A 15064-nucleotide genomic window follows, 5' to 3' on the forward strand; every position below is an offset into this window, starting at 1 on the left:
ACCCAGCGCCCTTAGCTCAGCTGGATAGAGCGTCTGTCTACGGAACAGAAGGTCAGGGGTTCGAATCCCTTAGGGCGCGCTTTTTTATGTCCGAGATCACATCCGCTCTGGTGTGGGTTTTCAGTTTTTGGAGCATTCCCCTTTGGGTATTCGGCCCGATCTGCGGACTTTGCCAATTACCACCAATTACCGCGGTTGATCAGCCCCGCGGTGCGATGAAATCCACCATGCGGGCATCCCGCCCATCCAGCTCCGCCCAACGCGCTGAGATCTCAAAAACTTGGATGCCCAGCGTGGGGTAATGCTCGGCCATCCGGATCACCGATTGCTCGTCAGAAGCGACCGAGGCCAGTCGCATCCCGAGGTCTTGTACCCACGGCATATGTCCCACCACACACAGTGTGCGCACTGATTCTTCGGTTTCATTGATCACCGATAGCGCCTGGGCCGCGGTGGCCTCATAAAGCCGTGGATCCAACGCCGGAGTCACCGCCTGCTCGCCGAGCTCGGAGAGAACCCAGGTGGTGGTCTGTCGGGTACGTACTGCATCCGAGGTGATGAGCTGGTCGGGGATCAGCCCCCGAGTGAGAAGCCACTTCCCCGCTTCCGGGGCGTCTTGAGCTCCGGTGGCTGATAAAGTGCGCTCATGGTCAGCCACCCCCAGACCGTGTTCGGCTTGAGCGTGCCGGATGATCACTAATGTTTTCTGCTGATCGTTACCTCGCACAGTCATCACGGCATACCCTCACTGCTATCGTGGCCACCCGATCTAAATGGAATATTCCGGAGCAGCCCAGACCACCACTTCAGGGTGCTCGTAGAAGCGGTACCCCTGACCGCGCACCGTACGTACCGTGCCGGAGAGACGTCCCAGCTTGGAGCGCAAGCGGCGGATATGCACATCAATGGTGCGTTCATTGGGGACCTCATCGCTTTCGTCCCACAGCGCGTGCAACAGCTCGTCACGATTCACCGTGCGGGATCCGTTGTCGATCAGGTAATTCAACAACTCGAACTCTTTGAAAGTCAGATTCAACGGCTCACCGTCCAGCAACACTTCACGGCGGGCCAGGTCGATCAAGACACCGGGCTGACGTGTCGAGACGGGAGCTGGTGGCTGGGCCAAGTCAGGACGAACCCCGGCATTCATCGTCGGATCGCCCAGCACCTGCCGGACCACCTCGAGGTCATCACCGGCAGCTCCGGCCGGGGCAACGGCCACAGCTGCGTGAGTATCCGCCCCAGGAACCAGCGATTCCACGTAGTGGCGCAATTCATTGGCCAGTCTGGTCAGCGAGGTACCAGCCGCCGAGGCCAGTCCTTCATCCATGCCAACGTAGATCACGAATCCACGTGCTTCAGTTTCCTGCGCCACCGGCTGTAGACCCGGGTGAGCCTCGTCACGAGCCATCATGGTCGAGGGCTCACGCACCTGCCCGTCCGCGCGGGCATGATCAGATTGCATCGCCTCAGACTCAGCACGACGAGAAGTATGATGCGCTTGCTCCTGGACCATCCGAGCCCGTTCGGCTCGACGGCGAGCATTGCGGACGGAAATGTGAACGTATCCTTGGGCTGAGCTGGACATAGAATGCAATTCCTTACACAGACTCTGCGACACTACGCTGTCCCCGATCCATCGCATTCCCATCGTGCGATTCATCCGGCGAGACGAGCGTCGCCTCGACAATGTTCTATCCCCTTAGATTCCCCCGTAACATTCCCGTAACGCAAGTACACGGCCCACCCATATCCCACATACTGAAATTATCAGCCCTGAATATGAGAAAAATCACTCGTAATATAGCGATGCATTCCTTTTGGACCCAAGAAATCCCTGTATAGGATTACTCCGCCGTACCGTAGAGCCGGTCGCCGGCATCACCGAGGCCTGGAGAAATATAGGCCTGTTCGGTCAACCTATCGTCGAGTGCTGCCACAAAAAGATCGATGTCCATCTGGTGGTATGCCTCGTCGACCTTCTTCAACCCTTCCGGAGCGGCCACCAAGCAAATGCAGGTCACCCGCCGAACTTTGCGTTCGTGCAGGAAACGGATAGCCTCCACCAGCGTTCCCCCGGTGGCCAGCATCGGGTCGAGAACGAAACAGTGGCGTCCGGCCAGATCCCCGGGGAGTCGTTCGGCATAGGTGATGATATCCAAAGTTTCGTCATTGCGTTGCATCCCCAAGAAACCGACCTCAGCGGTCGGAGTCATCGTCATCATGCCTTCCAACATGCCCAGACCGGCCCGCAAGATCGGGACCACCAACGGACGGGGTGCGGCCAGACGGGCGCCTGTGGTCGCGGCAACCGGCGTGTTGATCTCGACATCTTCCACGGGTAGGTCGCGGGTGGCTTCATATCCCAGCAACGTCACCAGTTCGCTGGTGAGCTGACGGAAAATATGTGACGGCGTATTCTCATCGCGCAGCGCGGTGAGTTTATGGGCAATCAAGGGATGATCAACAACGTGGAATCGCATGCTCCAAACTCTACTCAACCCGACTGGATTTCCTGAGAACGGGCCCACGGCTAAGCTGTGATACGTGACCGAAACAGGAGCCTGTGATCCTCCCTGCGGGCCCGGCCCATTGCCGGACCGCGCCCAGCTCGAAACATGGATGCAAACTGCCATGGCTCTCGGAGAAACAGCCACCCGCGCCGGCGACGTTCCCATCGGAGCCCTTGTCGTCAACCACACCGGCACTGTCATTGGCCAGGGCTACAACCGTCGCGAAGTATCTGGCGATCCCACCGCCCACGCTGAGATGCTGGCCATCCGCCAGGCCGCCTCGGCTGATTGGCGTCTGGAAAACTCCACGTTGATCGTCACGCTCGAGCCGTGTGCAATGTGCGCTGGGGCAATTGTGGCCGCCCGGATCCCCCGCGTGATCTTTGGCGCCTGGGAACCCAAGACCGGCGCCTGTGGATCAATTTTGGATGTTCTGCGGGAGCCACGATTCAATCACCAGGTCGAAGTCATCGCAGGCATCATGGCCGAGGAATCCGCTACTCTATTGCGCACCTTCTTCCGCGCGCGCCGCTAAGCACATCGACTCAATTGGAGAGTGCGCGCAATGTCGGCTATGCTATGTGGGTCAAGTTTCCTCCGGGAAACTTCAGGTAGCGTGTCCGAGCGGCCGAAGGTGCGACACTCGAAATGTCGTGTACGGTAACCCCGTACCGAGGGTTCAAATCCCTCCGCTACCGCCGAGTTAAGGTCCCACGACATAGTTCTGGCTATGTTGTGGGACTCTTTTATGCACTTTTATGCACCTCGGGGTCCTGGTCGGCTACTGTGTCAGGTTATGACGCTGTTCACCGTGAGTTTTTTCCATTATTGAGACCACCTGTCTCCAATGCGTCACTATCATCATTCTGATCAATAATGTTCTGCATCACTGACAAACGCACTCACTCTTCACCACAACGACAAGGGGCCGAATTTATGAGCACCAAACCGCTGGTCGAAACCACGGGGATCGAGGTTATCGCCCCCGAGCAACGCACCGCTAAACCCGCCGACCTTTTTAAACCCTGGTTTGCCGCCAATATTTCGGTCTTCGGCATGAGCTACGGTGCCTGGGTTTTGGACTTCGGCATTTCGTTCTGGCAGGCCTTCGTTGTGTCGATCATCGGTATTGTCGTCTCGTTCTTACTCTGTGGCCTGATCGCGATCGCCGGGAAACGTGGCTCTGCCCCCACGATGGTGCTCTCACGGGCAGCCTTCGGCGTCCACGGCCAAAAAGTTCCCGGCCTGATATCCTGGCTGACCTCCATCGGGTGGGAAACGTTCTTGGCCATCTCTGCGGTGCTGGCCACCAGTGCGGTGTTCAGCACCATGGGTTGGGGGGATGGCACCGGGATTCAAGTGATCGCGGCTCTTTTTGTCTCCGCTGTCATCGTCGCCGCCTCGGTGGCCGGTTACCACACGATCATGAAGCTCCAGGGATTTTTGACCTGGTTTACCGGCGTGGTCACCATCGTCTACCTCATCCTGGTGATCCCCCAGATCGACTTCGCTGCGGTGTTGTCCACCCCGCCGGGAAGCTTGCAACAGACTATCGGCGCCATGGTGATGGTCATGACCGGATTCGGCCTGGGGTGGATCAATATCGCCGCCGACTGGTCGCGCTATCAGCCCCGTTCCGCCTCTGACGCTGCGATTGTCTTCTGGAATACCCTCGGTGGTGCCGCGGCTCCGATCATCCTGGTCACCATCGGACTGTTACTGGCCGGCTCCGACCCTGTCCTGGTCGATGGAGTCGCCGAAGACCCGGTGGGCACGCTGACACTGCTACTGCCTACCTGGGCGATCATCCCGTTTTGGCTGACTGCACTGCTGGCACTAGTCTCCGGGGCGGTGCTGGGCATCTACTCCTCCGGGCTGACCCTGCTCAGCCTAGGTATTCGAATCCCCCGCCCGGCGGCAGCCGGCATCGATGGGCTGATCCTGACCGTGGGGACCATCTGGGTGGTGTTCTTCGCCGAAGACTTCCTCGGCCCATTCCAGTCCTTCCTGATCACCCTCGGTGTACCCCTGGCTGCCTGGGCCGGCATCCTCATCGCAGATATCCTCACCCGGCGCGTGGACTATCACGAGCCCTCCCTATTCAACCCCCGCGGTCTTTATGGTTCCTGGGACCTGATTTCCCTGGTGACTTTCGTCATCAGCTCGATCATCGGCTGGGGACTGGTGATCAACCAATTCGCCGCCGAGGCGCCGTGGAACAACTGGCAGGGCTATTTCCTGGGGCCTCTGGGCGGAAAAGACGGCGACTGGGCCTACTCCAACCTTGGTGTGATTGTTGCACTGGTGCTCAGCTTCGTCGTCACCTTCCTCGCACGTCGTCCGATCGTTCGCGCCCAAGAAGCTCGCGCTCGTACACTCCAGCAACAAGCCGACCAACACGACGGGGAGCCCCACCCCAATCTCTCGGCGTAGCACTCCCCGAAGGTCGTGAGACTGCACGAGACCCCCTCACGAGGCCACGCTGGTCTCAATTAGACCTGGCGACGGTGGCGCATCAGCACCCACCCCAGTCCGATCGACAGCGCTGCCAAACCGAGCGCTCCCAACGTGATTGTCGCACCGCTTGCCGCCAAGGTTCCCTCGTTGTCTTCAGTTGCCTGGGGGTCCTCAGCTGAGGTGTCGCCTTCGGTATCCTGAGCTTGGTCCTCACCGGCATCTTGGCCAGAATCCTCGCCAGATTCCTTGTCAGAGCCGGCCTGGTCATCGGTGTCAGTGTCGTCACCGTCGGTGTCGTCACCATCGGTGTCGCGACCGGGCTCTTCACTCGGTTCTTCGGTCTGATCCTCGCTCGGTTCATCAGACGACTCACCGTCACCAGGCCCATCAGTCGGCCCCTCCTGAGCAGCTTCAACGGTCAGCGTGAAGGTGATCTCATCAGCGGAGTCACCAGACTCATTCTGAGCCCGCACCGAGACCTCGAAGCTTCCCTCTTCGGTCGGAGTTCCTTCAATCGCGCCGGTCTCAGCGTTGTAGGACACGCCCTCAGGCAAGCCATCAACGGTGACATCCAGTTCAGCATCGGCCGGCTCGACCGAAACGGCGATCGGGTCGATCTCTTCGTTGACGGTCACCGTCTGATCAGCGATCTCGGCGATACTCACCTGCAGGTTTTCTGGTTCCGGCTCAATGACGAACCGCACCGACTGGGTGTCTTCACCAGCTTCACCAGTAGCCGTCACGGTAGCGGTGAAGGTTCCCGCCTCAGTCGGAGTTCCCGAAATGACGCCGGTTTCACCGTCATAGCTCAGACCACTCGGCAGACCGGAGATCGTGACCGTCTCCGCGTTGTGCGTTACGACCTGAACATCCTCAATGGGCTCGTTGACCGTACCGTGAACGTCGGAGATCGGGTCCACACGCACCGGTGCCTGTGACTCAGACTCGTCAGCTTCACCCACGCGCACCTCGTCGGTCCGTAGCATGGTGCTGCGCGCGCTCAGGGAGATAGGCACGGTGTACTGGTCCGACTCAGGAATGTAATTCCGTGGGATCGAGGTGTCGTAGCTGGGCGCGTCGAAGGAGTCCAAGGTCGGCGAGTAGGTGTTGATCGTGACCTCGCTGTCGTCCACATCGAACTGCAACAGGCGCATGAACCCGGTCCGGCGTTCTCCGTCAACCTCATAGTTCTGGTAGTCGGCCAGCATTTCGAAGCTGGGTGCACCAGGACCGTTGTGGTTCACGTTCCAGGCGGTACCGTGATAGTGACCCGACAGCACCATCACGACGTTCTCGTTGGGCTCGACGACCTCATCGCGAATGTAGAACCCCTCACCCCCCAGGAACCCGTGGAAGCCATATGGCGCGATCCCCGAGATGGAACCGTCATCGTTATTCGAAGCCTGCAGGTAGGCGTGGGTGAACAGTAACCCATCGCGATCGGGGAAGGACTGGAAGATCTCACTGGCCCACTGCCGCATCTCGCGACTGTGACCGTACGGCAGGTGCACGGCAACGAAATCCTGTCCCGCAGCCGAGAACAGGTCGTAGTGCGCCGCGTTGTCGCCTTCGGCCCAGGGGCCACCGTATTCGGCGTTGTCCCAAGTCTCCGAGAGCGCCTCGTAGCGCTCCGGCCCGAAGAACTCGTTGTACAGCGAGTTATCTTCCCGGCCCCACTTATTATCGTGGTTACCGGGCAAAATACCGTTCGGGACCCCGCCATCATCCAGGATCTGCTGCATCTGCGAGGCAAAACCGAACTCCTTGCGAGCGTGCTCGGCGGAGTGGTTGAGGTTCATGTAGTTTTCGATGATGTCACCGGTGTGACCGGTGTAGGCAATCTTGCGATCCTCAGCGTTGTCCACGATCCACTCAACCTGGTCGCGGTAGACCTGACCGAAGCGCTGGGCTACTTCCGGATCCTCAGACACCGCCCCCTCAGCGAGGAACTGCGTGTCGGTGATGTGGGCAATCGAAAAATCATAGGTGCTGGGATCGCGGAAGCCACCCAAAGCCGGGGCGTCGGTGGGGTTCCACTCGGTGGAACCGGTCATGTGTGGGTCCTCGCCGACCACGGCCACGTAGGCCTGTCCCTGGTCGTTGAAGGCCTGAGCGCGTAGCAACGCATTGAGCTCGGTGTTCTCGGGGGCCTGCCCCTGCTCATCGGCGGCCAGCTCCCACTCGCCTGCCTGCTGATCCCAGACCATCAGCTGGACTTTCCGGCTGGGGTCCACCACGGCGGTGACGGTGATGATCTGGCCGGCCCGAGCATTGTCGACCTGGTAGATCTGGTACGGCTGTCGCCCCGGGCCCTCAGAGTTGGTATCCAGCGTCTGCTCGTCCAGCTGCGCTACCTCGCTGGGTGCCTGCTCGTAGGACTGTTCGGTGGGGTTGACCAGCTCTTCGTCAAAGGTGCCCGAGGTAACGCTGAACTGCACCTCTTCCTGCTCGTCCTGATCAGTCTGGCCCTGCTGATCAAGTGCCTGGGGACTATCGGTCGGCTGTTCCTGGTTGGTTGCCACGGCTGGAGTGAGGGCGATATTGGTGATGGTAGAGGTTGCTACCAGTGCACCGGCTGCGGTGGCTGCACACGTAGCGCGCAATGCCAGGCCGGCAAGTGACAGGGTTCGTGGTTGATCTGCAGGGTGTGGTGATGGTGAAAAGCGCATAGTCCCTAGGGTAAAACCACCCGTCATACCGGAAGATGGCCCGAACGTTAACGTTGCGAGAATTCTTCACGAGCAGGTGACAAATGCCCGCTCGCACGGTGTCCGTCGCGCGAAAACGACGACGGACACCAGCTCGGCCCCGGAACCCGCCACAACAGCAGATCCCGGGGCCGAACAGCGCTGTCACCGCACATTAGGACAGGTGACGCTCCTGGGGACCGTTGTATTCCGACAGCGGGCGAATCAGCGAGTTATTGGCACGCTGTTCCATGATGTGGGCGGTCCAACCGGTCAACCGGGCAGCGATGAACAGCGGGGTGAACATCTCGATATCGAAGCCCATCAGGTAGTAGGTAGGCCCCGCCGGGTAGTCCAGGTTGGGTTTGATATCTTTGGCCTCCGACATGGCGGTTTCCAGCCCGTCGTACAGGCCCATCAGCTCTCCACGACCGTAATAGTCGACCATGGCATCCAGGGCCTGTTTCATAGTCGGCACGCGCGAGTCGCCGTTCTTGTACACCCGGTGGCCGAAGCCCATGACCTTCTTCTTGTCGGCCAGGGCCTGTTCCATCCAGCTCTTGGCCCGCGCGGCGGCCTCTTCGCGGGATTCCTCGGTACGGATGCCGATCTCCTCGAAGGTGTGCATCACGGCCTCGTTCGCCCCACCGTGGAGCGATCCCTTCAGAGCCCCGATGGCACCGGTGATCGCTGAGTGCATATCGGCCAGGGTGGAGGTGATCACCCGCGCGGTGAAGGTGGAGGCATTGAAGGAGTGCTCGGCGTAGAGGATCATCGACACTCGGAACGCATCCACGACCTCGGGGGCGGGCTCTTCGCCAAAGGTCGTCCACAAGAAGTTCTCGGCATAGTTGAGATCATCGCGGGGCTCGATGATCTCCTGACCACGCCGGCGACGCTGATCGTAGGCCACCACGGCCGGGAACGCCACGAAGATCTCTTGAGCCTTGGCCAGCTCGGTCTCCGGGGAGGAGTCTTCCGAGCGATCGTCGCGGGCACCCAAAACGGAGACGGCGGTCCTGCCAACATCCATCGGATGGCAGTCGGTGGGCAACAGGTCAATGGCTTCTTTGACCGCTGGGTCCAAGGCCCGATTGGCGCGTTCGAATTCGGTGAAGGCAGCCAGTTCTTCCTCGGTGGGAAGCTCGCCCGTCCACAGCAACAGTGCTACTTCTTCAAAGGACTTCTCTGCGGCCAACTCCTGGACCGGGTACCCGCGGTAGAGCAGGGAATTAGTCTCAGCGTTGACCTTGGAGATGGCGGTGTAGTCTGCGACAACTCCGGCCAGTCCTTTCTTGATCTCGGTGTTCTCACTCATGGTTGAGAGTATTCCTTCCACATCTAGTTCCCTCCGCGACCAGGGGTCTAGAGGTTCTCAGCGTTCTGTTCAATGTCCAACCCGGGCACCTGGAAGTTGAAAATTCCGGTGTCGAAGGTGTTGTAGGCCTCGTAGTCCACCAGCTCGTATAGCCTGGCGCGGGTGAGCATCTGGTCCACGGCGGCTTGCTGCGTCCCCGAGGAAGCAATCTCATCCAACACCCGTTCGGCGGCTCCCATGGCTGAGCGTAGCAGTGTGACCGGGTAGATCACCACTGCGATACCAGCATCAGCCAGCTGCTGGCGGGTGAATAGCTCGGACTTACCGAACTCGGTCATATTGGCCAGCACCGGGACATCCACGGCCTGGCAGACCTGCTCGAATTCGCTCAGGTCCTTCATCGCCTCCGGGAAGATCGCATCCGCTCCGGCATCGACCAGTGCCTTGGCCCGATCAATGGCGGTGTTCAGGCCTTCCACGGCCCGAATGTCGGTGCGGGCCATGATCAGGAAGTTCTCATCGATCCGGGCATCTGCCGCAGCAGCAATGCGTTTGATCATGGTCTCGGTGTCGACTACGTTCTTACCATCTAGGTGTCCGCACCGCTTCGGGTTGAACTGGTCCTCGATGTGGGCCCCGGCCAGGCCGTTCAGCTCCAACATTTGCACCGTGCGAGCCACGTTCATCGGCTCGCCAAATCCGGTGTCAGCATCCACGATGGTCGGCAGGTCAGTCATCCGGGCGATCTGCCCGGCGCGGGTAGCCACCTCAGATAGGGTCGTCAGCCCGATATCGGGTAGCCCCAGGTCATTGGCCAGCACCGCGCCGGAGACGTAGACGCCATCGAAATTCTTTTCGGAGATCAGCTTGGCGCTGAGCGGGTTGAATGCTCCGGGAAACTGCACGGCAGCCCCGGGTTTGAGAATCTCCCGCAGGTGTTGGCGTTTCGCTTCGGGGGCGACGGTGGAGTACAGCATGGCTTGTCATCCTCTCCTTACGACATACATCGGTCAGGCACGACCAGATCTAGAACAATCCCCGAGGATCATCGGCCGGATTGATCACACCGGCTGTCGCGCGAATGTTGAGCTGTCCCAGCTCACCGGCCGGCAGGTTTTCCAGATCCTGGACCACCGACAGGAAGCGCTGGATCTCTTCTTCATCCACCACGCCCTCAGCCAGTGCGCGGAACTTGTTGATGTACTGCTCACGACCGAAGGGACGAGCACCCAGCGGGTGCGCATCGGCCACAGCGATCTCGTCGGTGATCACCGATCCGTCGGTCAGGGTGATGGTGACCGAACCGCCGAAGGCCTTCTCATCCAGATCAAGCGAGTGGTACCGACGGGTCCATTCCGGATCTTCTTCGGTGGTGACCTTGTGCCACAGGGCGACGGTGTCTTCACGCCCGGCGCGCTCGGGCGCGTAGGAATTGACGTGGTGCCAGGTACCATCCTGCAGAGCGACGGTGAAGATATAGGGCACCGAGTGGTCCAGGGTCTCCCGCGATGCGGTGGGATCGTACTTCTGCGGGTCGTTGGCTCCGGAACCGATCACGTAGTGGGTGTGGTGCGAGGTGGCGATCTTGATCGATTCAACGTTGGCCGGATCGGCCACCTCGGGGTGCTCGTGGTGCAACTTGCGCGCCAAGTCAATCCAGGCCTGGGCCTGGTATTCGGCTGAGTGCTCCTTGGTGTAGGTATCCAAAATGGCCAGCTTGGCTTCGCCAGCCTCGGGCAACGGGACGGTGTATTCAGCGTCCGGGCCATCCAGCAACCAAGCGATCACGCCATCCTCGCCTTCGTAGATCGGCACCGGCGAGGTCTGCCCGCGCAGGGCACGGTCCATGGCCTCCACGGCCATCTTGCCGGCAAAAGCCGGAGCGTGTGCCTTCCAGGTGGAGATCTCACCCTTCCGCGACTGCCGGGTCGCGGTGGTGGTGTGCAACGCCTGCCCGATGGCCTGGAAAATGGTCTCCACATCGGCCTTGAGTACGGTCCCAATCCCGGCCGCAGCCGAGGGCCCCAGGTGGGCGACGTGGTCGATCTTGTGAGCGTGCAGACTGATCCCCTTGACCAAATCGACCTGGATCTCGTACCCGGTGGCCAGACCGCGGATCAGATCGTGGCCGGAAGCTCCCACATGTTCGGCGGCAGCCAGAATCGGCGGGATGTTGTCTCCGGGGTGCGAGTATTCGGCGGCCAGAAACGTGTCATGATAATCCAGCTCACGCACCGCTACCCCATTGGCCCAGGCAGCCCACTCCGGAGAGGTTTTGGTCTCCACGCCGTAGATCGAGGCACCGGACCCGCCGTGGGAGACCTCGTGTGTAGTGGCCTGCGACCGAGCGGAGATAATCGGGGCCCGGTTCAGGGAGGCGATGGCGACCGCGGCGTTATCGATGATCCGGTTGATGATCATCTCCCGCACTTCCTCGGTGACCTCGACCTCATCGGCGGCAACGCGAGCGAGCTGATAAGCCAGTTGCTCTTCTCGGGGCAGGTTCTCTTCGGAGCGGTAAACCCGTACTGTATGGTCTTTCATGATGTTCTGTCACATGTCCTTTCATGATCTGCCGCAATGGCGGCGTTGAATGCGGGGGTCAGGGCGTGGTCAAGAATGTGTCGGAGGGCGTGGTGCAGATGGAGGGTGGTCGCGGCTTGGGCAACATCGGGATCACCGTTGGCCACGGCCCGGGCGATCTCTGCGTGTTCGGAAGCTGAGGCGCGCAACCGGTCCGGATCATCTTGGGCCATCAGTCGCACCCGTTGCAGGTGGATCCGCAGATTTCTCACCGCGGCGGTGATATATGAGTTCTGCCCGGCCTGGTCGAGCCGGTCATCAAGCTGGGACACCAGCTGATAATAGGGTTCGGATTCCAGTGTGTGTCGCCGGGCAGCGTTCTCAAAAGCTTCGGCCAACTCCACGAACGGCTCACGGTGCATCTGATCAGCACTCGCGGCGGCTCGGGCGATCGCTGTTTCGAGCAACCGGCGCAACTCGAACATGTGACGCACTTCCGGCAACGAAACATCGGAGACCGTGGTGGCTCGAGTCCCCTGCTGGGTGGCCAAGCCGTCAGCGACCAGCCGGGCAATGGCTTCTCGCACCGGTGTGCGGGATACACCGAGTCGCTCCGAGAGTTCTACTTCAGCCAGTACCTTTCCCGGGGCTAAGGTCCAATGGATGATGTCATCCCGAAGTGTTTCGTAAGCTAGGTCACTTGCTCTCACATCACCCCAGTGTATACACAGTCGTGCTCGAGATCGATACCTCATGGCACTTTTCCCAAACATCAGCCAGCGCCCCACGGTCGATGTATACATCGGGGATCGGGGTGGATGAGGATGAGGACGATGGCCAGATGGCCACTGGATAGTTGGACTGTCTCCCGGGGCATAGCAAACTGCCCAGATAAATGGTCGGCTTCCTGGTTTTCTCGTCCGCGGCAAGGGAGGGGGTGCTTTCCCTCATGGCTGAGTCTTCAAGGTCGTCATGGGTGCCTGGTCGTTATGCGTGAAGGACTCGCCGTCGGTCACCACGAAGGATTCCTGATCGGGCAGGTCCCACACATCCAGCGGCTCGATGGTGGTCTCGTCCTGCTCCATTCACCCTCATATTTGTCAGTGTTAACCCCATCGATTCGAGCTTCGATCCCAGCGACCACATCACCGATCAGCTCCCGGTATAGCCCTGGTCGAACTCCACGGTTGCTACGGCCGAGGGATCGGGGATATCTACACTCACGGTAACGGTGACATCACCGCCCCACGAGGAGTCGTTTGTGCTTTCAGACCCGTGAAACACAGAGATTCCAGGCAAGGGGCCCAAAGGGTTCCAGGCAAGGCAGACATCACCACCGGTGGGGGCCCGTATCGAGTGGTCCAGGTCCTCGGCGGCGGTTTGGAGGTACGCTTCGGTTGTGGAAGTGCTCGTCCAGTCATCAAACACCACGCCCCGCTGACCAGCGGTGGCGAGTTCAAACGTGACCGTGTGCTCCCGTCCGCCCTGGGTCAAAACCGCCTCCACAGGAATGTGGTGCATCGTATTTGGGGTGTGGGAGGGGCCTGAAGTTACCGGTTTCGTGATGGCTTCGCCCGGTCCGTTGGGCGTTGGTGGGCGGGTGAAGAATGCGAGTATGTTTTCTGTTCGGGGTTTGCGTGTTCGTCCGAGTCGTTTGAGCTCCTCCAGTCATCGGCGACTGGATCGTATGGGCCGGAGATGACTTTGTGTAACAGCGTTGTGCCGTCGCCTCTCTCGGGTGCTGTAGGCGGTGACGATGTCCTGGTAGAGCCCCCAGGTCACGTCGACAACGGTGAAGCCTGGGTTAGCCAACAGGTTCATGATTGCTTCCTGTTCCGTTGTTGTGATGGGGGCTTGGGCAGAGGGTGCCTGTCAGCAGGGTCTTATCTGCCCGGTGCAGCGGGCCAGCGGGTTGTCGGGTTGCTGGGTTGTCGGGCGGGCCACGACGGACAGTCGTCTGATGCTGAATCCCACACCGTGAGGGATCAACCGAGCAGAGGACATACTGGCATTTTTCACCCGCCCACTAACGCCCAACGGGCCGGCCTAAGCCCCCCACGAAACCGGAGGCTTCAGACGTCTCCCACACCCTCGAATACGATGAGCCCCTACATGCGATGAACCTGTTGTCGTCAGCAGGCGCAGTAATCGATTCGCGCGTTATTCCTGTGAACGGATACCTTCGGCCGACGTTTTCAGCAATAGTCACGACAGATTGCTGAATACGTTGCCGGGATCATTTCTGATCGTTCCCCCGATAGGTCGAACTACTATGTCTCATCCGGCCCATCCTCACCATTGGATGGCTCAGCGGGAGAATCATAGTTACTGTAGGTGTCACTCTTGACATTCGAGGGGTTCATCTCTCGCAAGGAAGAGTAATCAACACTCAAGGAATCACCATCCACCACAACTGAAAGCGCCTCATCCGTTACACTCAGTGGGGTGAATAGATTGAGGGTGGTGGAACTCTCTTCCCAGTCTTCGTCACCCTCATCACGGTATTCGTACTCGATCTCAAGCTCCGCGTCGACGGTGACAAACAAGTCGCCAGTAAGCTCCTCGGCAGGAACCTGATCATCGCCTAAGCTATACCCTGAGTCGTTATCGGAGTTCAACCGGATCGTGGGACCTTCGCTCCAGTTACGCGAGACAATGCGGGTGGCCTCGTAGATGGTTGACTCATAGGAAACTGCCTCACATTCAGGCACCACAATCACGTTCTCATTGGTCACGCAGGAAGCCAATCTGGATTCGACGTCAGCGACCACATCCTCGATCAGCTGATCGGTGTATTGCTGTTCAAAGTGTACGATTTCAGCGGCTGTCGGATCTGATGTCTCCGCAGTGACGGTGATGGAAATATCATCACCGTAGAAGACATAGGTGCTACCTTCAGGCGCCTGGAAAGTATAGGTACCGGGGAGGGCCGGCATCATACCTGGTTCATCTAGGCTGGGGACGTCGACATCACCATCCTGGGGTTCATCCGAAAAGTAGTCCGAGTCCTCCGGGCTGGGTCCCTCGGAAATCTCCGTTCCTTCTGTCGCAGGTGACAGCTCAGTCTCTACACCGTTAACTTCCAGCGTAGAGGGGCCCTGGCTCATGTAGACGTAACTCCACGGTGCAGAGGTTATCCTCCAGTCGTCGAAGAGGACTGCCTGGTTACCCTCGGCGGTCAGTTCCACAGTGATCGGATATTCCCGGCCGTCCTGAGTCAAAAACGCTTCGACCGTGACATTCCCAGCATCGTCTTGTTCACCAACCTCACCGATGCGGTATTCGGTAGGACGATTCTCGACTGCCGCATAAACTTCATCATTCAGCAGGCCTCGCCGATCATTAGTCACATTCGGGTCGGCCAGTTCCACCGCGGTCGAGGCTTCACCGTCTACCACGGCTTGCAAGTATTCCTCCACTTTCTTATCGGGCCCAAAGGGGCTCTTCACAATCGAGGGTGTAGACGGGGGTCTCGGGGAAGTGGCGCGTCGATAGCTGGATAGAGGTCGAGGCCTTCCGATGATGGAAGTTCCTACACAAGCCATCTGAAAGACCTCGACGTGCCT

At 59.6% G+C, this 15064-nt stretch carries 13 protein-coding genes and 2 tRNA genes; 4 read left to right on the forward strand and 11 right to left on the reverse strand.

Going from position 1 to position 15064, the window contains the following annotated elements; genetic code table 11:
- The first annotated feature begins 5 nt into the window (after nt 1-5).
- Nucleotides 6-79, forward strand: a tRNA-Arg gene (locus tag DYI20_RS08685).
- A 120-nt stretch (nt 80-199) separates the two neighbouring features.
- Here DYI20_RS08685 and DYI20_RS08690 read toward each other — a convergent pair.
- The 3 genes from DYI20_RS08690 to upp all read right to left on the reverse strand — a co-directional run bounded on the left by DYI20_RS08690 (nt 200) and on the right by upp (nt 2483).
- Nucleotides 200-733 carry a SixA phosphatase family protein gene (locus DYI20_RS08690; protein ID WP_122549316.1) on the reverse strand — a complete coding sequence of 178 codons (534 nt, stop codon included), beginning with the start codon at nt 731-733 and terminating at the stop codon, nt 200-202.
- Between the two features lie 36 nt (nt 734-769).
- The gene (locus DYI20_RS08695; RefSeq protein WP_110099872.1) at nt 770-1588 is read right to left on the reverse strand and encodes a winged helix-turn-helix domain-containing protein; all 819 of its coding nucleotides are present in this window, start codon (nt 1586-1588) and stop codon (nt 770-772) included.
- A gap of 259 nt (nt 1589-1847) precedes the next feature.
- On the reverse strand, nt 1848-2483 hold the full coding sequence (gene upp, locus DYI20_RS08700; protein WP_110101199.1) for a uracil phosphoribosyltransferase: 636 nt from the start codon (nt 2481-2483) through the stop codon (nt 1848-1850).
- Between the two features lie 64 nt (nt 2484-2547).
- On the opposite strand from upp, the gene tadA reads away from it, so the two are divergent.
- The 3 genes from tadA to DYI20_RS08715 all read left to right on the forward strand — a co-directional run bounded on the left by tadA (nt 2548) and on the right by DYI20_RS08715 (nt 4946).
- On the forward strand, nt 2548-3048 hold the full coding sequence (gene tadA, locus DYI20_RS08705) for a tRNA adenosine(34) deaminase TadA (protein ID WP_279717863.1): 501 nt from the start codon (nt 2548-2550) through the stop codon (nt 3046-3048).
- 75 nt (nt 3049-3123) lie between these two features.
- Nucleotides 3124-3211, forward strand: a tRNA-Ser gene (locus DYI20_RS08710).
- A 238-nt stretch (nt 3212-3449) separates the two neighbouring features.
- Nucleotides 3450-4946 (forward strand): purine-cytosine permease family protein, encoded by a 1497-nt coding sequence (locus DYI20_RS08715; protein WP_122549317.1) that lies wholly within the window; start codon nt 3450-3452, stop codon nt 4944-4946.
- A 59-nt stretch (nt 4947-5005) separates the two neighbouring features.
- On the opposite strand, the gene DYI20_RS08720 is transcribed toward DYI20_RS08715, so the two are convergent.
- The 8 genes from DYI20_RS08720 to DYI20_RS08750 all read right to left on the reverse strand — a co-directional run bounded on the left by DYI20_RS08720 (nt 5006) and on the right by DYI20_RS08750 (nt 14947).
- Nucleotides 5006-7639, reverse strand: a complete 2634-nt coding sequence (locus tag DYI20_RS08720; RefSeq protein WP_166769893.1) for a putative Ig domain-containing protein — start codon at nt 7637-7639, stop codon at nt 5006-5008.
- Nucleotides 7640-7832: 193 nt separating this feature from the next.
- Nucleotides 7833-8975, reverse strand: coding sequence for a bifunctional 2-methylcitrate synthase/citrate synthase (locus DYI20_RS08725; RefSeq protein WP_122549319.1), 1143 nt, complete (start codon nt 8973-8975; stop codon nt 7833-7835).
- Between the two features lie 47 nt (nt 8976-9022).
- Nucleotides 9023-9952: a methylisocitrate lyase gene (gene prpB, locus DYI20_RS08730; protein WP_122549320.1), complete on the reverse strand. Its 930-nt coding sequence runs from the start codon at nt 9950-9952 to the stop codon at nt 9023-9025.
- Between the two features lie 49 nt (nt 9953-10001).
- Complete coding sequence (locus DYI20_RS08735; protein WP_122549321.1) at nt 10002-11519, reverse strand: MmgE/PrpD family protein; 1518 nt, start codon at nt 11517-11519, stop codon at nt 10002-10004.
- On the reverse strand, nt 11516-12208 hold the full coding sequence (locus DYI20_RS08740; RefSeq protein ID WP_122549322.1) for a GntR family transcriptional regulator: 693 nt from the start codon (nt 12206-12208) through the stop codon (nt 11516-11518). Before DYI20_RS08740 ends, DYI20_RS08735 begins: the two co-directional genes overlap by 4 nt.
- Nucleotides 12209-12445: 237 nt before the next feature.
- Nucleotides 12446-12583 carry a hypothetical protein gene (locus tag DYI20_RS12355; RefSeq protein WP_158524756.1) on the reverse strand — a complete coding sequence of 46 codons (138 nt, stop codon included), beginning with the start codon at nt 12581-12583 and terminating at the stop codon, nt 12446-12448.
- 67 nt (nt 12584-12650) lie between these two features.
- Nucleotides 12651-13019: a hypothetical protein gene (locus DYI20_RS08745; protein ID WP_122549323.1), complete on the reverse strand. Its 369-nt coding sequence runs from the start codon at nt 13017-13019 to the stop codon at nt 12651-12653.
- A gap of 749 nt (nt 13020-13768) precedes the next feature.
- Nucleotides 13769-14947, reverse strand: a complete 1179-nt coding sequence (locus DYI20_RS08750; RefSeq protein WP_147472547.1) for a hypothetical protein — start codon at nt 14945-14947, stop codon at nt 13769-13771.
- Nucleotides 14948-15064 lie beyond the last annotated feature (117 nt).

The organism is Auritidibacter ignavus (assembly GCF_003703835.1).
Lineage (GTDB): Bacteria > Actinomycetota > Actinomycetes > Actinomycetales > Micrococcaceae > Auritidibacter > Auritidibacter ignavus.